General features: G+C 44.6%; 23 protein-coding genes and 1 pseudogene. 19 read left to right on the top strand and 5 right to left on the bottom strand.

What is annotated here, in order from left to right:
* The 7 genes and pseudogenes from B7Y67_RS00990 to B7Y67_RS00960 form a co-directional block, all read left to right on the top strand.
* Positions 1-97: pseudogene (locus tag B7Y67_RS00990) on the top strand (2-hydroxy-3-oxopropionate reductase); the annotation flags it as partial.
* Between the two features lie 24 nt (positions 98-121).
* Entirely contained in the window at positions 122-2,956 is a 2,835-nt protein-coding gene (gene ppc / locus B7Y67_RS00985; protein WP_293596898.1) for a phosphoenolpyruvate carboxylase, read from the top strand.
* 2 nt (positions 2,957-2,958) lie between these two features.
* Complete coding sequence (locus B7Y67_RS00980) at positions 2,959-4,266, top strand: glycerate kinase (protein WP_293596897.1); 1,308 nt, start codon at positions 2,959-2,961, stop codon at positions 4,264-4,266.
* 90 nt (positions 4,267-4,356) lie between these two features.
* Positions 4,357-5,163, top strand: a complete 807-nt coding sequence (locus tag B7Y67_RS00975; RefSeq protein ID WP_293596896.1) for a spermidine synthase — start codon at positions 4,357-4,359, stop codon at positions 5,161-5,163.
* Positions 5,164-5,258: 95 nt separating this feature from the next.
* Complete coding sequence (locus B7Y67_RS00970; protein WP_293596895.1) at positions 5,259-5,525, top strand: DUF1488 family protein; 267 nt, start codon at positions 5,259-5,261, stop codon at positions 5,523-5,525.
* A 50-nt stretch (positions 5,526-5,575) separates the two neighbouring features.
* Positions 5,576-5,980 carry a translational machinery protein gene (locus B7Y67_RS00965; RefSeq protein WP_293596894.1) on the top strand — a complete coding sequence of 135 codons (405 nt, stop codon included), beginning with the start codon at positions 5,576-5,578 and terminating at the stop codon, positions 5,978-5,980.
* 37 nt (positions 5,981-6,017) lie between these two features.
* A complete protein-coding gene (locus B7Y67_RS00960) occupies positions 6,018-6,473 on the top strand; it encodes an ion channel (RefSeq protein ID WP_293596893.1) in 456 nt (151 codons plus the stop codon).
* Positions 6,474-6,500: 27 nt separating this feature from the next.
* On the opposite strand, the gene B7Y67_RS00955 is transcribed toward B7Y67_RS00960, so the two are convergent.
* Positions 6,501-7,382 carry a transporter gene (locus B7Y67_RS00955; RefSeq protein WP_293596892.1) on the bottom strand — a complete coding sequence of 294 codons (882 nt, stop codon included), beginning with the start codon at positions 7,380-7,382 and terminating at the stop codon, positions 6,501-6,503.
* 130 nt (positions 7,383-7,512) lie between these two features.
* Between B7Y67_RS00955 and B7Y67_RS00950 the strand changes: the two genes are divergently transcribed.
* A complete protein-coding gene (locus B7Y67_RS00950) occupies positions 7,513-8,136 on the top strand; it encodes a hypothetical protein (RefSeq protein ID WP_293596891.1) in 624 nt (207 codons plus the stop codon).
* Position 8,137: 1 nt separating this feature from the next.
* Here the strand turns inward: B7Y67_RS00950 and B7Y67_RS00945 are convergent, their stop codons facing one another.
* Positions 8,138-9,037, bottom strand: coding sequence for a histone deacetylase (locus B7Y67_RS00945; protein ID WP_293596890.1), 900 nt, complete (start codon positions 9,035-9,037; stop codon positions 8,138-8,140).
* Positions 9,038-9,094: 57 nt separating this feature from the next.
* On the opposite strand from B7Y67_RS00945, the gene B7Y67_RS19465 reads away from it, so the two are divergent.
* Complete coding sequence (locus B7Y67_RS19465) at positions 9,095-9,268, top strand: DUF2256 domain-containing protein (protein WP_363926777.1); 174 nt, start codon at positions 9,095-9,097, stop codon at positions 9,266-9,268.
* Between the two features lie 8 nt (positions 9,269-9,276).
* Positions 9,277-10,533, top strand: coding sequence for a DASH family cryptochrome (locus tag B7Y67_RS00940; protein ID WP_293596889.1), 1,257 nt, complete (start codon positions 9,277-9,279; stop codon positions 10,531-10,533).
* A 7-nt stretch (positions 10,534-10,540) separates the two neighbouring features.
* Here B7Y67_RS00940 and B7Y67_RS00935 read toward each other — a convergent pair whose 3' ends face one another.
* Genes B7Y67_RS00935 through B7Y67_RS00925 form a run of 3 tightly spaced genes read right to left on the bottom strand, consistent with a single transcriptional unit; the run spans position 10,541 to position 12,256 of the window.
* Positions 10,541-10,921, bottom strand: coding sequence for a DUF2237 domain-containing protein (locus tag B7Y67_RS00935; protein WP_215375462.1), 381 nt, complete (start codon positions 10,919-10,921; stop codon positions 10,541-10,543).
* A 41-nt stretch (positions 10,922-10,962) separates the two neighbouring features.
* The gene (locus B7Y67_RS00930) at positions 10,963-11,547 is read right to left on the bottom strand and encodes a histidine phosphatase family protein (RefSeq protein WP_293596888.1); all 585 of its coding nucleotides are present in this window, start codon (positions 11,545-11,547) and stop codon (positions 10,963-10,965) included.
* A gap of 13 nt (positions 11,548-11,560) precedes the next feature.
* Complete coding sequence (locus tag B7Y67_RS00925) at positions 11,561-12,256, bottom strand: SDR family NAD(P)-dependent oxidoreductase (RefSeq protein WP_293596887.1); 696 nt, start codon at positions 12,254-12,256, stop codon at positions 11,561-11,563.
* A gap of 59 nt (positions 12,257-12,315) precedes the next feature.
* Here B7Y67_RS00925 and B7Y67_RS00920 point away from each other — a divergent pair, with 59 nt between their 5' ends.
* The 9 genes from B7Y67_RS00920 to B7Y67_RS00880 all read left to right on the top strand — a co-directional run bounded on the left by B7Y67_RS00920 (position 12,316) and on the right by B7Y67_RS00880 (position 18,566).
* Complete coding sequence (locus tag B7Y67_RS00920) at positions 12,316-12,594, top strand: TIGR03643 family protein (protein ID WP_293596886.1); 279 nt, start codon at positions 12,316-12,318, stop codon at positions 12,592-12,594.
* The gene (locus tag B7Y67_RS00915; protein ID WP_293596885.1) at positions 12,591-12,977 is read left to right on the top strand and encodes a thiol-disulfide oxidoreductase DCC family protein; all 387 of its coding nucleotides are present in this window, start codon (positions 12,591-12,593) and stop codon (positions 12,975-12,977) included. Before B7Y67_RS00920 ends, B7Y67_RS00915 begins: the two co-directional genes overlap by 4 nt.
* 3 nt (positions 12,978-12,980) lie before the next feature.
* On the top strand, positions 12,981-13,529 hold the full coding sequence (locus B7Y67_RS00910) for a chalcone isomerase family protein (protein WP_293596884.1): 549 nt from the start codon (positions 12,981-12,983) through the stop codon (positions 13,527-13,529).
* The gene (locus B7Y67_RS00905) at positions 13,530-14,084 is read left to right on the top strand and encodes a DUF3833 domain-containing protein (RefSeq protein ID WP_293596883.1); all 555 of its coding nucleotides are present in this window, start codon (positions 13,530-13,532) and stop codon (positions 14,082-14,084) included. It begins immediately after the preceding gene.
* A 50-nt stretch (positions 14,085-14,134) separates the two neighbouring features.
* The gene (locus tag B7Y67_RS00900) at positions 14,135-15,661 is read left to right on the top strand and encodes a cryptochrome/photolyase family protein (protein ID WP_293596882.1); all 1,527 of its coding nucleotides are present in this window, start codon (positions 14,135-14,137) and stop codon (positions 15,659-15,661) included.
* Between the two features lie 87 nt (positions 15,662-15,748).
* Positions 15,749-16,201, top strand: coding sequence for a DUF2452 domain-containing protein (locus tag B7Y67_RS00895; RefSeq protein WP_293596881.1), 453 nt, complete (start codon positions 15,749-15,751; stop codon positions 16,199-16,201).
* A gap of 29 nt (positions 16,202-16,230) precedes the next feature.
* Positions 16,231-17,211, top strand: coding sequence for a quinone oxidoreductase (locus B7Y67_RS00890; RefSeq protein ID WP_293596880.1), 981 nt, complete (start codon positions 16,231-16,233; stop codon positions 17,209-17,211).
* Between the two features lie 148 nt (positions 17,212-17,359).
* Positions 17,360-17,773 carry a carboxypeptidase regulatory-like domain-containing protein gene (locus tag B7Y67_RS00885; protein WP_293596879.1) on the top strand — a complete coding sequence of 138 codons (414 nt, stop codon included), beginning with the start codon at positions 17,360-17,362 and terminating at the stop codon, positions 17,771-17,773.
* Between the two features lie 58 nt (positions 17,774-17,831).
* The gene (locus B7Y67_RS00880; RefSeq protein WP_293596878.1) at positions 17,832-18,566 is read left to right on the top strand and encodes a transporter substrate-binding domain-containing protein; all 735 of its coding nucleotides are present in this window, start codon (positions 17,832-17,834) and stop codon (positions 18,564-18,566) included.
* The last annotated feature ends 80 nt before the right edge of the window (positions 18,567-18,646 follow it).

The raw sequence follows: 18,646 nt of genomic DNA, 5'->3' as shown, positions 1-18,646 counted from the left end.
CTCCTGTAGCGCTCACGGTGGCAAAGCCTGGGATCACTCCGCCATGGTGAGGGCGCTTGAAAAGATGGCGAACTTTGAAATTGGGCAGAAGGGTTAAGGGCTTATCACTCTCATCATAGGTATGCCCAGCTTGCATCATATTTTTCCTGAGATTGCCGCCCCTATTGTGAAGAGGTGTAGCAACCAAGAGCAATTCAACATTGAGGTAGATTTGTTGAATGGAATGTTGGGTGACGTCATTCGAATTCAGGAGGGTGACGGTATTCATGCTGTAGTTGAGGATCTTAGGAGATATTCAAAAGAGCTGTATTCAGAATCTCCGGAAAACTCTAAAGAAAACTTATTGAATGTTTTAAGGGGTCTATCCTCAGACGATATCAATACGGTATTACGTGCTTTAGCTTATTACAGCCACTTAGAAAATTTAGCTGAGGACCGCTACTTTGCCCGTCAGCTTGAGTTGGAAGACAGAATGGGTGAGTTTCAGAATGGAAGCATCAAACTCACCATTGATCGATTGCATTCAGCAGGCATTGATGATGAGGCGATAGTCAAATCCTTAAACGAGAGTTTTATTTCACCGATTTTGACGGCACACCCTACAGAGGTTCAGAGAAAAAGCATCTTGGATGCAGAGCGTTGTATTGCGCAATTGTTATCCGATCGCGAGCAGATTCAACTAGAGGCCCTATATGCTGGAGTCGACAGAGATTTTCTATTAGAGGAGCAGTTAGAGGCGAATGCCCTAAAAATTCAATCTCGAATTATTCAAATATGGCATACCCGGTTATTGCGCCGATCTACTTTGACGGTTGCCGATGAAATTGAGAATGTACTTTCGTATTACGAATTTACATTCTTAACTGAAATTCCAAAAATATATGCGCAGCTTGAACAATTGCTGAAAAAAGAGTTGCCTTCATCATTTTTGAGAATGGGTCAATGGATTGGTGGCGACCGAGATGGCAACCCTAATGTAGATGCTCGCAGTTTGGAATACGCAATGCGAAGCCATGGGAAGCTTATTTTTCAGCATTACCTTAAGGGAATTCAGTTTTTAACTAGGGAGCTATCTTTATCCGAGTTTTTAGTTGCTACGACCCCAGAGTTAAAGGCATTGGCAGAAAAATCATCCGATGGAAATGCTCATAGAGTTAATGAGCCATATCGCAAGGTTTTGGTTGGAATGCATCTTCGCCTTAGTGAAACCTTGCGTTACTTAATGGGTGGTGGCGATGATGAACGTAATAGTGCCGCAACAATTCGGTATATGACTCCTTCAGAGTTCATTGGTGATTTAGACGTGATTGCAAATTCACTTAAAGCATTCGCACCAAAAGCTCTGAATGATCTGCGCCTTACTTCGCTCATTCGGTCCGTTAAGGTATTCGGTTTTCACCTGGCAACCGTCGACTTGCGCCAGAGCTCAGATAAGCATGAGGAAGTCATTTCTGAGTTACTCAAGGCCGCTGAAATTGAACAAGATTATTTAAGCTTAGAGGAAGAGCAAAGGCAATCGATTCTAGTGGCAGCCCTAAATGATGCTCGCATGCTTAGGGTGCCTAACTTCCCATACAGTGAGCTCACTCAAGCAGAGCTGGAGATTTTTTCAGTCGCCAAGACCTTGAGAGAGCTCTATGGTGAGGAGGCCATTCGGCACTACATCATTAGTCATACTGAAACCGTTAGCGATCTTCTGGAAGTTTTGTTGTTGCAGAAAGAGAGTGGACTACTCAGCGGCACCCTAAAAAATTCTGCTCAGTGCCAACTTATTGTCTCTCCATTATTCGAGACTATCAAAGATTTACGAAACTCAAGTCAAATTATTCAAGACTTTTATGCCATTCCAGGCGTCTTGGAAATGATTAAGCGATCTGGTGCCGAGCAGGACATTGTTCTTGGCTATTCGGATAGCAACAAGGATGGAGGAATTTTTACCAGCAATTGGGAGCTTTACCGTGCTGAGCTCGCCTTGTCCGCAGTATTTAAGGATGGCGTTGGTCGGGGGATCCGACTCAGAATGGCTCATGGTAGAGGGGGCACTGTTGGACGTGGTGGTGGCCCAAGCTATGACGCTATTCTGGCTCAGCCTCAAGGTTCAGTTCAAGGTCAAATTCGCCTCACGGAGCAAGGCGAGGTTATTGGCTCAAAGTATTCCAACCCAAAGATAGGAAAACGAAATTTAGAGGTATTGCTATCGGCAACCCTGGAAGCTAGTTTGCTTTCTGAGGTGAGTCTATTACCGGTCGAGTTTCTAGATACGGCAAGTCTGCTATCAGAAAACAGCATGCGCGCATACCAGAGTCTAGTGTATGAAACGCCAGGTTTCGCAGAGTATTTTTTTACCGCCACCCCAATTCAAGAGATTGCCAAATTAAATCTTGGCTCAAGACCATCCTCTCGGAAGATAGGTATGAAGATTGATGATCTACGCGCAATTCCTTGGGGATTTAGTTGGGCTCAATGTCGCCTAACTTTGCCGGGCTGGTTCGGCTTGGGTTCTGCTATTGAGGCCTTAACTGAGAAGGCTGCAGACGGTAAGGCTGGTGAAACTATTTTACTGTTAAGGAGAATGTATGCAGAGTGGCCTTTTTTTACAACGTTGATCTCGAATATTGATATGGCTTTATCAAAAAGTGATCTGTCGATAGCGGATGCATATGGTGAGCTGGTCTTGGATCAAACAATACGACAAGAAATATTCTCAAGAATTCAGGCGGAGTGGCATAAAACAACCGCTGCTATAGAGTTAATTACAGGAAATAAAAAACGTTTGGCTAACGCGCCAGAGTTAGCAGAATCTATTCAGCGTCGCATGCCCTATATCTATCCGTTACATCATCTTCAAATTGAGTTAATTAAAAGTTGTCGTGAGGGCGATAACAATGAAGCTGCACAAAGAGGTATCCACATTTCTATTAATGGCATAGCTGCCGGACTACGCAATACGGGGTAAATATGAAAACTGAATTACAACAAGATCGCAATATTAATTTCTTAAAAGATATGTTTGATGTCGCCATTGAGGCCGCTAAACCAAACTTTGTAGCCTTAAGAGATTCTTTCCCGATTCCGCCAAAGGGAAGATTAATTGTGATTGGCGCAGGCAAGGCTTCAGGTTTAATGGCCAAGTCTTTTGAGGATGCTGCTAACCTATATTGGCGTCCAGAAGACTTTGTCAAAATTGAAGGTAGGGTGATAACGCGATATGGGCATGGAATTGCCTGCGAAAGAATTCAGGTTGTCGAGGCCGCCCATCCAGTGCCTGATGATGCAGGTGATAAGGAGGTACATGCCATGCTGAGTATGTTGTCTGATATTAAGCCAGATGATCACGTGATCTGCTTATTTTCTGGCGGGGGATCAGCTCTGATGCCTCTACCTGCAGATGGCATATCTTTAAATGACAAGAGGGATATTAACCGCCAACTATTGGCTTCAGGCGCAAATATTCATGAGATGAATTGTGTTCGAAAGCATTTATCTAAAGTTAAAGGTGGAAGATTGTTAGAGCTCTGCAAAGAAGCGAGGGTCACAACCTATCTTGTGTCCGATATTCCTGGGGATGATCCTGGAATTATTGCTAGTGGCCCAACTTTGCCGGATGCAACGACCTGCCAGAACGCATTAGAAATTATTGAGCGATACCAGATTACTATTTCAGACTCCATTAGAGAAAAATTACTCAACGGCGACTTGGAGACATTAAAGCCTTCCAATCAAATTTTCGCGCAATCGGCTCCTCCCATCGTCATGTCTTCGTCAAGTGATTTACTTAAGGCAGCTCAAGCTTATTCTCAGCTGAAAGGCATCAAGGCAATCATATTGTCCGATTCTCTAGAGGGCGAAGCAAAAGAAGTTGGTGAAACTATTGGTCAAATTGCAATGCAGATGTCAAAGTTGAAAAATGGACACACTGGGCCAATGTTATTGCTCAGTGGTGGAGAGACTACTGTCACTGGTTGCTCTTCAGGTCGTGGAGGAAGAAATACAGAATTTTTACTCAGTTTTGCTAATACGATTAAAGGGAAAAAGGGAATTTATGCCCTCTCTGCGGATAGTGACGGCATTGACGGGTCCGAGATTAGTGCAGGAGCAATTTATGGGCCCGATACTGCCAGACAAGCTAAATCTGCACGCCTCTCGCTGCTTGATGCTTTAAGACAACATAATTCAGCAGAGTTCTTTGAAAAAATTGGATCATTAATAGTGTCAGGACCCACCAGAACAAATGTGAATGACTTTCGCGAGGTATTGCTAACCTAATTTGAGGTACTAAGCATCTTGACCCTTATCATGGGGCATGATTCATTTATCTTGCGCCCCTAATTTTTCTGCTGTCATGGTGGACCGCTAATGACGGCTATTGGCACACCCAGCTTACATGCTTTGAAGATTGGTCTATCCAAGTTAAAGGAAAAGTTTGACGGTACACAAGGCGAGCCTTATATCGTCGAAAGTAATAAGTTCAAAGCACTCTATTTTGATAGCGAGTCCACACAAAGCCTGATGGATATTCAGGCCCCCATTCGGTTGGTGGTGAGCTATACCGAAACCATGATGGGTTTTCTACTTTTTCATCCCAATCCTAAAAGTATTGCCATGATTGGTTTAGGTGGAGGCTCACTTGCTAAGTATTGCCATCATTACTTGCCAGAATCATCTATTTTGGTTTTGGAAAATAATCCTAAAGTAATTGCACTTAAGGATAAGTTCCATGTTCCAGAAAATGGAATCCACTTTAAGGTGCTGGAAGCAGATGGCGCAGCTTATTTACGAGGTACTGAGGAAACATTTGATGTATTGCTGGTAGATGGTTATACCAAGCTAGGGCAGGCGGCTCAACTTTGTAGCGAAGATTTTTATGCTAGTTGCCTGGCATGCTTAAAGCCAGACGGTCTTTTGCTGATTAACTTTTCTGGTGCAGCGGGACTGAATCAGATTTATCAAGAGCGAATCGATCGAGTATTTGCTTACCCATCCGTGTTGGTGGTGGAAGATGATCGAATGAATCAAATTCTATTTGTGAGCAATGATTCGGTTCTCAATATCCCTGCCGAGGACCTTCTGAGGCGATCTACAGTCTTAAGCAAAAACCATGATATTCATTTGGCGAGAACCGCTCAAAACTTTTTGGCACAGCGAAAGATGGATGCACGCTAGCTAAGGGTAAAGTTTTTGATGTATATCAAGTACACTTTGCCCATAGGTTTCAAAATATTAATGTTATTTGATTATTTTTAATAAAGTGAGCCCCCATGAAACTTGAATTCGTTGGCCCTGCAGCCATTTTAGAAAATGGTGACGTCTCTTATCCAGCAATCCTAGATGGCAAAGCTCTTCAATGTAGCTTTAGTTATGAAGCACTTCAGGATTTGGATCCAGATGGCGTTGAAACAAATGCCATGCAATTGTTTAAAACGCATCAATTAAAGCTCCTTTCGATTGCTGAGCAAAAGATTTTGAACGGCCATGCTGTAGATGGTTCTGTGCACTTATTTAGCCATGATCTTATTTTGGATTAGTCATTTTTATTGTTTTTTACTACCCCGTTTTTTAATTAGAAAGAGAAAATATGTCATTTAATCACTCAGTAATTTGGATTGACCATCAAGAAGCGCATGTTATTTATTTCAACCCCACTGCAAGTGAGAGCGAAGTGATTAAGACAAGGTCTACCCATAAAAATATTCATCATAAAAGCGGGAATGTAAGTGGTGCCCATGCTGGACCAGATGAACATTATTTGCATGAAGTGATTCAAGCTGTCAAAGAATCCAAGGAGATTTTGATTGTTGGTCCAGGCTCAGCCAAATTAGAGCTGATGAAACATGCCACAAAACATGATCATTTGACGGCTGAAAAAGTAGTCGGCATTGAAACTGTGGATCATCCTACCGATGGACAGCTGCTCGCTTACGCAAAAAAATACTTTGCCAGAGTGGACGTCTTGAAAGGCGATACCGTTATCACTGGCTGATGAGAAATCCCCTTGAAAATGAGGGATAATTTCTTCTATGTTACTTATTACTGCCTTTGTGATTAATGGATCATTAGCTCTTGTGGCGATATTGATGCACTACGAGGCACTTTTTCAATTAGACAAAATCTTGCCTAAGGTGGCGCATATTGCCCCACGCTTTAGGGTTCTGATTGGAGTTGGTGCTATTTTTATGGCGCATGTTCTAGAGATTTGGCTTTTTGCCTTGGGTTACTTTTTTACCTTGCAGTTCCCCGTCATGGGTGGACTTGTTGGTGAGCTTTCAGGTCATGGCATCTTGCTAGACTGTGCCTATCTGTCTTTTGTCACGTTTACTACTTTAGGCTACGGTGAGATTGTGGCTCAGGGCTACTTGAGATACTTAACTGGAGTTGAAGCGCTTACTGGCTTCATCTTAATTACCTGGTCTGCCTCATTTCTATTTATTGAGATGCAGAAATACTGGACTGCTTACAAATCTAATCAGTATTAAGTAATGCTAATAAGTATTGTTTAGTAATTAAAACTCTTTCATGAGTCGGATAGCAAGTAAGCGCGTTTGAACAAAACCGTTTTTGATTTCCGTATCTCGACCATACTGCAAAGAGATTCTGCCAATTGGTGTGTGGGCTTGCCCGCTTAATAAGAATCTTTGTGTATTGGCAACGTTATTTTGATAGTTGTTATTAATTGATGTTGTGCCACCAGTTACGTAAAAGTAAGAGGCTGCCACGGTAAAGATCTCATTGATGCGATAAATTGGGCCAAGTTGCGTAGTGGTCAGGGGCTTTTGATTGAGTGATACATTGATTAACGAATTACAGGTGGCTGCACATTGACTATTGCCGCCAAACCACATAGTGTCTACCGCAATCATGCCATCCACATTGGAAGTGATCGGCGTTTGAAAGCCCATCTGTAGGTCCGTGCGAAAGCGATTCTCACCAACATTAAAGGCACGCTGACTGGAATAACTGCCAGTGGGACTAATAAGGTATCCTGCTAGGCCAAGGTAGGTTCTGATGGCTCTGTTGTGATACGGCCATATCGCTGTTGCAATAGTGAGATCACCAACCCCAGTATTTCCTGCTTGGCTTGCTAGTGAGCCCCCTGGTTGAATGGAGCCATAGGGTAGTTGAATAAAGCTGACCGCTGGCAGGCTGCCGAGATCATATGTTCTGGTGCCGCGAAAAATCGCACTCTGGGTATCAATAACGGCGCCACTTGAGGCAACACTTCCGTTTCTGTATAGCGTGTTGTTCTCGGTGTTCAGGTAACTCACTGTGACGTAATTTTTATTGGGTAGAGGGGCAACAATATCGTTTGGTTGCAAATCGATTGCCCACGTCATGAATGGTGTGAAAAAAGTAATTAAGAGAACGAAGAATCGAGCGTGATACATAGAGCTCGTATTTTATCTAGACCTGGATATAAAGGCGATGACTTTGGTGGGTATTTAGGATCATCGTGTGCCTTAATAGCTCTGTAAACCATATAAAATATGAAATTCATATCTATTCATTTAGGCTTGTATGCTATTGGTTTCAAGGTTATTGGTCGTCTTTTGTGCGCTCATTCTGGTCGGCTGTCAGTCTACTGGAGGTAAAGGGAAGCCTTTAACGGCCCAAGAAATCCTTCAGAAACGACAAGCTACGCTGACGATGTCTAAGACAGGTTTGGCTGCTTTGATCAAGCAAAATCCAGCTTTGAAAAAAGAGATCGAGGCTGCTCCGGGCTATGCTGTCTTCAATACGACCAACGTCAACGTTGTATTGCTAGTTCTTGCTAGAGGTGAGGGCGTGCTCTTCGATAAGCGTCGCCCCGAACCAGTATTTATGGAGGAAATGAAAACGGGCGAGGGGGTTGGCGCAGGTTATCAGGAGCAATACCAAGTAATTGCCTTTAAAAATACCGATGCCATTGATCAGTTTTTATTAACTTCTATTGATGGGCAGCGCGGTGGCATGGATGTTGATGCCAATTTCTCTGCGGGTTCTGGCGGAATTGTGCGCTCATTTAATCCCTATATTTCAATCTACACAGTGGGTTTATCTGGCTACGACCTGCAGGCGAACTATGGCGGCACGCTATATTTGGTAGACAAGCAGCTTAATGATGCAAAAACTCTGAATACTCTGCCAGCAAAGAAAAATTGATTTAAGAAAATTGTTGTTGGTATCGAAGTGAAGTTTGAATGGTTTGAAAATGAATATCCACGGTTGATTGAATTTCTTTGCCATAGCCGCCAGCCATGCTAAATGCAATTGGGATTTGGCGATCTAAGCCGTACTGAAAAACACATTCATCTCGCCTACGCATTCCCTCTTTGCTTACACTGAGTTTTCCCAGTCGATCTCCTTCATGTGGATCAGCGCCAGCTAGATAAATAATGAAATCAGGCTTGAATCTATCGAGCATTTCTAAGCCTTGATTCACAGCATTTAGGTAATCGTCATCCTCGCATCCATTGGGTAGTCCAATATCAAAATCACTTTGTTCTTTGGTGAATGGGAAATTATTTTCACCATGGATGGAGAGGGTAAATATTGAAGAATCGTTTTGCAAAATAGCTGCAGTGCCATTACCTTGGTGCACATCTAAATCCACAATGGCTACATTGAGTTTTGGATAAATTTCTTTTTGCAATACCCTTGCTGCAATTGCTGAATCATTAAACACGCAGAAGCCGCTACCCATATTGCGATAGGCGTGGTGTGTACCACCTGCAAGATTTGCTGCTAAGCCTTCATTTAAGGCGGCTTTGGAGGCTGCGATAGTAGCGCCAGCCGAGCGCCTAGAGCGCTCCACCATGAGCTCACTCCAAGGAAAGCCAATCTGCTGTTGCTCTTTTGGACTAAGGCTTCCTGAAATGACTTTGATTAGATAGTGGGGGTCATGGGCATAGAGAATCTGCGTATCCGAAGCAGCTGGTGCCTCCACAAGCTCGACTCCCTCTAGACTGTTGACGAGGTCTCGTAACTGATTGTACTTTTCCATCGGAAAGCGATGCCCCGGTGGAAGTGGTAAAACATAGTGGTCGGTATAAAAAGCTTTCAAGGGCTGTCTCAAGCATGTGGTATGCATGTGAGTCTATTCGTTTTTCTAAAGGTAGGTATGTCTCGATCTGAAAAAGTAGGTTTTAAGGGTAATAAATCTTTTTTGCCCAGCAAGACTTGCCTCGTCTGTGGCAAAGAGATGACCTGGCGTAAGTCTTGGGCTAAAAATTGGGATGAGGTCAAATATTGCTCTGATGCCTGCCGCTCGAAAAAATCTGGCAGCAAGACTTAGCGTAATCTATGAGTACATTGATTTACTGGTTTCGCAATGATTTGCGTTTAGCGGATAACCCGGCATTTACACAAGCTTGCTTAAATGCGGACCATCTTTTGCCGGTTTACATCCATGACTTAAAAGAGCAGGAAACAGTCTATGGCTTCAAGCGACAAGGGACTCATCAGCAGGCTTTCTTAAGGGCATCCTTGGATGACTTAGGGTCTCAGTTACGAGCACAGGGCTCAGACTTGCTGGAGTTTTCTGGTAGGTCAGCAGAAGTATTGCTGGGACTATTTCAAGTTTATGCTGCCGATGTAATCTACTGCGAACAAATCGAAGCGCCTGAAGAAATTGAGCAAGTGCGAATTTTGCAGAAGCAGGGTGTTGATGTTCAAGAGTTCTGGCAATCTAGCATGCTGGATCCCCAGACCTTCCCATTTGAGCTGGAAAAAATGCCTGATGTATTTACTGCATTTCGTCGTGAGGTTGAGAGGGCGCAATTGAAGTTTGCTAAGCCAATAGATGCTCCCCAGCGTATTCCTGAGCTGGCCTCAAGTTTGACTCAAAGCACAAGCCAGGGAATTTCTACCTCTTCATCATTCACTCACCCCTATTTACTAGGGGGATCCTGTCATGCGCAGGCCCACCTCGAGCAATATCTTGAGCGGCGTTTGCCTGATAGTTATAAGGAGACTCGTAATCAACTCATTGGAATGGATTACTCCAGTAAGTTTTCGGCATGGCTTGCCTTGGGCTGCCTCTCAGCGCGCGATATAGCAGCGCAATTAAGTGACTATGAGGATCGTTATGGCGCTAATGATGGTACTTATTGGCTTTGGTTTGAATTGCTATGGCGTGACTATTTCCGCTTTCTTCACTTTAAGTACGGTCAGAAGTTGTATTGGGCAGGTGGCTTAACAGGCGTGCCTGTAAAGCCATCCTATGCTACGAGCTTTGAGCAATGGCGTACCGGTAATACGGGCGCTGAACTAGTGGATGCAGGTATGCGCGAATTACATCAAAGCGGTTATCTCTCCAATCGGATGCGTCAGATTGTGGCAAGTTACTGGATATACGATATGCAGGGTGACTGGCGTGCTGGCGCAGCCTGGTTTGAATCCCAGTTAATAGATTATGACGTTTACAGTAATCAGGGTAATTGGCTGTATATCGCTGGACGCGGCACTGACCCTAGGGGAGGTAGACCCTTCAATGTGGCCAAGCAAACTCAAGACCACGATTCTCAGAGAATCTACCGCAAGCGTTGGCTCTCGTCTTAACAGGGTTTTATAACTGTTCCACAGCTGCGTATTGCTCTAGGACTTCTAGAGAGACTTTCTCCAAAGCTTTGATGTGGGTGCTTTCTAGCTTAATCATCGGCGCACAGTTGGCTTCTAGAGCTTCGATCCAGCGATTGAGACAGAGGCACCATTGATCACCTGCAATCAGCCCTGGAAACTGGTACTCCGGCCTTGGGGTAATCAGATCATTGCCGCGCTTAAGGCTAAATTGCAAAAAGTCATTGCTGACAATCGCACAAACCAAATGACTGCCTAGATCTTGTTCATTGGTTTTGCAGCAACCATCTCTAAAAAATCCTGTCAAAGGATCAAAGGAGCAGGGAACCAGTGGCTGGCCTAAAACATTTAGAGGTAATTCAGTCGACATGGATGCTCTTTAAGTAGTGATGAAGGGATGGATGAATGAAGTTATAGGCTGGTGGGACTGCGGTAGAGCTTGTGAGACACGGCTTGACCCGAGGAATTGACTTTGACTAAGACCATATCACCTGAGTTAACAACCTCGCCAACATAGGATTGAATGTTGACATGGTGGGTCACCATAATGATTGGTGCTTTTGGGTATTGAATACGCTCAGCCTGAATCAACTTTGCTAGATCTTCAGTCTGTTTTTTAGCCTGACTCATATCATCAAAGAAAGACCCAAGTGCCACCTCCTTTTTAACTGTACCCTTATTGAGAAGGGTTGCAGTGTCAACACAACGACACCAAGGGCTGCTGTAGACCTGTGCCTTAGAAATGCCTTGCTTTGATAGCCAATCTCCAGTGGCCTGAGATTGTTTCCTGCCACGCTCGCCTAGATTGCGTTGTGTAGAACATTGGCTTTGCTGGTAACCCTGAGGATCGCCATACCCAGGCGCATCAGCATGACGCATGAGTAAAACATGTTGACCATCTTGCATCGCGTTAGCGAACTCAGTTTGAGCGAGGGTAGTAGTTTGCACTCCGGCAAGCATGAGTAGCACAAGAAAAATATGGGAAAAATAGGTCATCTTGTGTTGTTAGCTACCAAGGTAGTCTTTCGCCAGAGTAAGTGATGAAGCTCCCTGAATCTTCTTTATTCAGGGAGAGAAGAACATTCAAAATATCGTTAGCAGCATCTAAGGGAGGTCGGCCAATTTGCTCACCCTTAAACGGTTTTGATAAGCGAGAGTTCACAGTCCCTGGATGGAGTGCCACCAGCGCGGTGTTTGGTTTGGTTCTGGAGAATTCAATTGATGCTGTCTTGATCAACATATTGAGTGCTGCCTTAGAGGCACGATAGCTATACCACCCGCCGAGGCGATTATCTTCAATGCTCCCGACCTTGGCGGAGAGTGTAGCCATGACGGATTGATTAGGATCCAGTAACTTAGAAAAGTACTTAATTGTTAATCCTGGACCGATGGCATTAATTTGCATCAACATCTGCAATTGCTCAGCATTGAGATCATCCAGTTTCTTTTCTGGCATCCAATCGCTAGAGTGCAATATCCCAGTGGTGTTAATGATTAACTGAAATGGCGCCTCTCCAGCTAGAGCCTTGGCTGCACGCTCAATCGTGCTGAGGTCTTGATAGTCAATTGGGCTGATAGAGTTTCGATGAATGCCAATGGCTGCCGAGCATGCTGGATCGCTATTCAGTAGCTCGAGAAAGGCCGACCCAATGGTTCCTGAGGAGCCAATGACAAGTGCGCGGAAGGGTATGGGGATTAATGGCATCAATAAAGGGGGTGAATGGAGTCTCAGCCAGTTTATTGAATAAGTCTTAAACTTGCTTGATGACAACGCGCCTACCCCAAACGCTATCAGAAGCTGATCTCTCGAGATTAATTGAGATGGCTTGGGAAGATCGCACACCTTTTGATGCTATTGAGGCTACTTTTGGGTACTCCGAGCCTCAAGTGATTGCTTTGATGAGAAAGCAACTTAAGCGTAACTCATTTGAATTGTGGCGTAAACGGGTAACGGGCAGGGCAACCAAGCACGTCGCTCTGCGTAGTAAGTTGGTCACTCGCGCTTACTGTGCAACTCAGTACAAGCAAAAATCAGCACCATGAAAAAGCTCACCATGTTTTATGATGGCCTTTGCCCTTTATGTCAGGCTGAGATTCAATTTCTGTCTGGGCGTAATCAAGCGGGCTTTCTGAGCTTTGTAGACATTAATTCAGATCAATATTCTCCTGAGAGTGTAGGTGTTTCCTGCAATCAAGCGCTGGCCTCTATGTGTGCGCAATACGATGATGGTGAGATGATTCAAGGTGTTGAAGTATTTTCCGCGGCCTATAGTCGCGCCAATCTACCTAAGCTTGCATGGCTTTTTTCTAGGCCTGCACTTATACCTGTTTGGAATGTGGGTTATCGATTCTTTGCAAAGCATCGCCATGCGATTTCAGCGCTACTAGGGCCGTTTGCTTTGCGACTCGTGAATAACAAAGGATAAGTTATGAAGCTCCCGCGTACCTTATTAATTGGTTTGGCTCTTAATATAACCACCCCAATGAGTTTTGCTAAGGAGCCTCCGCATATTAAAACCATGATGGGTCAAACTCAGTTGCAGGGGTTAGGCAGACTGAACTTTTGGGGATTTCATGTTTACGATGCGAATCTGTATCGTGGTGCAACTAAGGATTCTCAAGAGTTTGCTCTTGAGCTAAAGTACCAAAGATCATTCTCAGGCGAAGCAATTGCTAACCGCACGGCTGAAGAGATGAAAAACTTAGGTACAAGTGATGCTCAAGCAGCATCTTGGGGTAAAGAGTTGGCAGCTATTCTTCCCAATGTAGAGCCTGGCCAGACTATTGCTGCTGTTTATATCCCGAGGCAGGGAACCAGTTTCTTTTACGAGGGTAAAAAAATATCCCAGATCCAGGGCGCTGATTTTGCAAAAGCCTTTTTTGGTATTTGGCTAGATTCAAAAACGACTGCACCCAAACTCAGAACAGAATTGTTAGGACAGGGCTGTCCACCACCACTCATTTCAGGAGCATGTTAAATGCGTAAAACTTATATCGCTGCAAAATCGATGGCCCTAGTTTTTGTAGTCACGGGTCTATTTGCTTGCTCATCACCTTCTGTAACGCAGTACGCTAACGAGAAACCAAGCCTAGACCTCAGTGAGTACTTCAATGGCACGATAGATGCCTATGGAATTTTTACCGACCGCAGTGGCGAGGTGAAAAAACGATTTACCGTGCTCTTAGTTGCGCAGTGGAAGGTCATCGACGGTAAAAAAGTCGGCACCCTCGATGAGAGTTTTGAATACTCTGATGGCACTAAGCAAAAGCGTATTTGGACTCTGACTGAAACTGCCCCTGGTAAATATATTGGTAAGGCAGATGATGTGGTGGGTGAGGCGCTAGGAGAATCAGCTGGGAATGCCCTCAATTGGGCTTACACCTTGGCCTTGCCTGTAGATGGCACGATCTATCATGTGCAATTTAATGACTGGATGTACTTGGTGACACCTAAAGTCATGCTGAATAAAGCCAAAATGAGCAAATTCGGAATTGATTTGGGCGAAGTGACCCTCAGTTTTTATAAGCGCTAATTGATGATGCACTTCCCCTTCTTATTTATTTGTCGGCAAGGAAGATCAGTTTGAAAAAGCTCATACTGATTTTGGGTGATCAACTAGATATAGATAGCGCCGCCTTAAAAGATTTCAACCCCAAGACAGATGAAGTGCTGATGGTGGAGTCTGCCAATGAGGCGCAACATGTTTGGTCTCATAAAGCAAAGATTGCTTTATTTTTATCGGCCATGCGGCACTTTGCCGAGTATCTTAAGGCCCAAGGATTTCCTCTTGCCTATATTGAGCATTCTCCCAAGAGCATTTCGGAAGAGCTCAAAACCAAAATCATTGACGGAAAATTTACGCACCTCGTGTGTGTGGAGCCAGGGGAGTGGCGACTAAAGCAATCCACTGAGGCTTTGGCTTTGGAGCTCAAAATTGTTCTAGAGGTACGACAGGACACCCATTTTTATTGCGCGCATCCAGAATTTAAAGAATGGGTCGCCAATAAAAAAGAATTACGACTGGAGTACTTCTACAGACTGATGCGCAAAACCCATGGGATCTTGATGGATCAGGACGGTAACCCAGAAGGTGGGCAGTGGAATTTTGATCGAGACAATCGCAAGCCCTTTCCAAAGAAAGGTCCTGGATTAATTCCACCCCCAGAATTATTTTCGCCAGATGAGATTACCAAAGTGGTTCTAGCTGAGGTGGAAGAGCGATACCCAGATCATCCTGGGTCACTGGCGCACTTTCAATGGCCGGTGACTCGCCAGCAAGCACTTCAAGCACTCGAGGGATTTGTTGAGCATCGACTGGCAACTTTCGGTATTTATGAAGACGCGATGTGGACTGATACGCCTTTTGGTTGGCACTCATTGTTATCCAGCTCTCTGAACCTGAAGTTACTTAATCCCAGAGAAGTGATTGATGCTGTTTTGTTTGCCTGGAAAAAGTACGACCTGGAGCTTGCAACTGTTGAGGGATTCATTCGTCAAATCTTAGGGTGGCGAGAATTTGTTCGTGGCATGTATTACCTCGATATGCCTCAAATGGCGTTGGATAATTTTTATGATCACCAGAATCGATTGCCTGCTTGGTATTGGAATGGCAAAACAAAAATGAAATGCATGCAGGAGTCGATAGGGCAAACTCTGCAGTATGGCTATGCTCATCATATTCAGCGCCTCATGGTGACGGGTAACTTTGCCTTGCTCGCAGAAATTCTGCCAAAAGATGTTTGTGATTGGTATCTTGCAATTTATGTTGATGCGATTGAATGGGTGGAGTTACCCAATACAGCTGGAATGGCTTTATTTGCGAGCGGTGGCCGCTTTACCAGTAAGCCCTATATTGCCAGTGGCGCTTATATTAAGAGAATGAGCAACTACTGCGGCTCTTGCCAATATAAGCCTGACATTCGGTTTGGGGAGGGTGCCTGCCCAATGACTAATCTCTATTGGAATTTCTTAATTAAACATCGGACTCAATTTGAGGCAAGCCCACGGACCCGCTTGATGACTGCAAATTTGTCTCGAATTAGCGATCCAGATCAGCAGGCAATCCAGGCGCATGCCAAAGGGCTTTTAGGGGGTTTGAACTCCTTGTAACGGGTTTATCCCGCCCGTAGGGTGCTACGACGCATTTTGTGAATTTGTGTCACACTTTCGCTATATAAATCAGCAGGTTAAATAGCCATGAGAATTGAAGACACCGATCCAGCACGGCATGCCGGTATTGAATATCCTATGGAAGTGGGTGCACCAGTATTTGCGCCGATTAAAGTCCTAGAAGAAAAAGACAAAGCAGTTAACGTCGCTCGCCAAAATGCAAAGCTCGAATACGACCGCATTATGGAGCAGGCTGAAGTGTTAATGAAGCAGGCGCGTTCACTTCAGGCGCGATTAGATGCTACAGAAATGGTCCATAGCGCCAAATTCAGCTTTAACCCTCTGCATGGTAAAACCTACCACTTGTATTTTGATAGTCGCATTGGTACAAATGTGTTGATTCAAAACGGCCCGGATCAGTGGAGTTGCGGTATTCCCGATGCTTGGACTTATTCCATGGCTGTCAAAAAGCTTGGGGATAGTACATGGGCTGTTGTTGAGGAAGATGAGATTGCATCCTCTTCGCTTGCAGTAAGATAATTTTTTACATAAAAATAATAAGGTGACTTGTGACAACTGCTCGAATTGTTAGTCTTTCAGAACTCGGTAGCGCCGATGTGATTCAGTTAATCGATAAAGAGCTGCCAGCTCCAGCAAGGGGCGAAGTACAACTTCGTCAAACTGCAATTGGCTTTAACTTTATTGATGTGTACCAGCGCTCAGGTGTTTACCCCTTGGAATTGCCAACAGGTTTGGGTCACGAGGCAGTTGGCGTGGTCGAGGCCCTTGGTGAAGGTGTCACTCGATTCAAGCTGGGCGATCGCGTGATGTACATGAATGCTGGTATCGGTGCTTATGCTAGTGCGCGCAATGTTGCGGTAGATAAGCTGGTGTCAGTGCCAGACAATGTGTCTGATGAGATTGCCGCCGCCGTGTTCTTCAAGGCAATGACTGCGCAATACTTGATTCAGAAAACGTATAAAGTGAAATCTGGAGACGTCGTGCTGGTTCATGCCGCTGCTGGTGGTGTTGGTCAAATCTTAGCGGGTTGGGCCAAATCATTGGGCGCTTTTGTAGTCGGAACTGTAGGATCTGAAGCTAAGTTTGCTGCAGCTAAAGAAGCGGGATGCGATGCAGTAGTCGATTACTCAAAGCCGAATTGGGTTGAAGAAGTGATTAAGGCAACCGGTGGACGCAAGGCAAATATTGTTTATGACTCAGTTGCTAAAACTACTTTCTTGGGTTCCCTCGATTGTGCTGCGCCATTTGGAACTGTGGCTTTGTTCGGTGCTGCCTCCGGCCCAGCGCCGGATATTCACCCAGAAATTCTGAATAAGAAGGGCTGCCTATTCTTAACTAGACCTTCTGTATTTCCACACAACGCTACACCTGAGCTATTGCAAGAAAATGCCCGCGCAGTATTTGATGCAATTGCTCAAGGTCGAGTAAAAGTACAAATTGGTGCCAAGTTCTCTCTCGAACAAGCGGCTGAGGCGCATAAAGCAGCAGAGGGAAGAAAAGTTTCAGGTGCGATTGTTATTACACCTTAATGTGGGTTACCGAACATAAGGTCTAATGACATGGATTGTTGAAGAGCCCCGCCTGTGCGGGGCTCTTTACTTTCCACTCGACTACTAAATTCAGTCGCTTAACTGTAGAATGAATTACAAGCACTTACGCTAATTAAAAGAGGCTCATATGAACTTCTACATCAACTCAATTCTTTGTGCAATCTGCCTCACTTGCTCTTCAGTAGTGTGTGCGCAAATTCCCGACACTCAATACTCCCAAGGAATCTCTTATATCTCAGGTGGGGTAGGTGAAGAGGAATCACAGGCGATTTTGGCAGAGGCGAAGCAATGGCCTCTATTGCTGGAGTTATCTCAAATAGAAAATGGTCGTGGTGTTTGGATTTTTGGTGCAAAGATCAAAATTCTGAATGCTAAGAGTCAGGCCATATTTGATGCGCAAGCAGATGGCCCCTACATGCTCGTTAATTTACCTGCGGGCGAGTACCTACTGGAGGGAGTTTATCAAGGGCTAGTTCAGAAGAAATCCATTACGTTAAAGACAGCATTGCCGCAGAAGGTCAATCTCTTTTGGAAATCCTAGTTCATTTTATTTCTACTTAGTTATAGTTTCGGTGACTGATAAAAATTTGGAGATCTGTTTGAATAGCGTTTCACCTAAAGTATTGGAGCAGCTCGCACCTAATGGCGTTCTATCTGCTGCGGTGTACTTGGGCAATTTCTTATTGGTTACTGGTCGATCACCCTCTGGTGAGCCGACTGGTATCTCGCCGGATATCTGTCGAGCCATTGCAAAGCATTTGGGTGTGGAGTTAAGCCTGATGGGCTTTAATACCCAGGCTGAGGTGGTTGAGGCTGTAGTCAGCGGAAGATGCGGCATCGCATTATTGGGTTCTGATCCCGCTCGCGCTCAAAAGATTACCTTCACGCCTGCACATGTCGAACTAGAAGCTACTTACTTGGTGCCTGCTCATTCACCCATTGTGGATCTGTCGCAGGTAGATCAGCCAGGCATTCGAATTGCATCTTTTGATAAGAGTGCTTATGACCTTTGGTTGCAACGCAACCTCAAATATGCCCGCTTAGTTCATGCTGACAGTGTGAAAGCCAGCACAGAATTATTTGTCAGCGAAAAATTAGATGCTTTAGCCGGATTGAAAACGGGCCTAGTTTTGGTCTCTAAAGATATCCCTGGATCAAGAATTTTGGATGGTCAATTCACCGGAATACAGCAGGCAGTTGCTGCTCAAAAATCCCACATAGAATCGATTGAGTTTTTGAATGCTTGTGTGGCAGAATTTATTAGATCTGGGTTGGTGGCAGATCTCATTAGTCAATATCAGGTTCAGGGCCTGTCAGTTGCAACGCTCCCTTAAATGGCTTCAGAGGGCGGGTAACCCTCGGATTCCCGTAAATAATGGCTTTAAGTTTGTATGGCGGCATGTTTAGGCGATGA

The organism is Polynucleobacter sp. 35-46-11 (assembly GCF_002281105.1).
The sequence above is the reverse complement of the archived record's forward strand: the minus strand, read 5'-3'. Positions and strand labels throughout refer to the sequence as shown.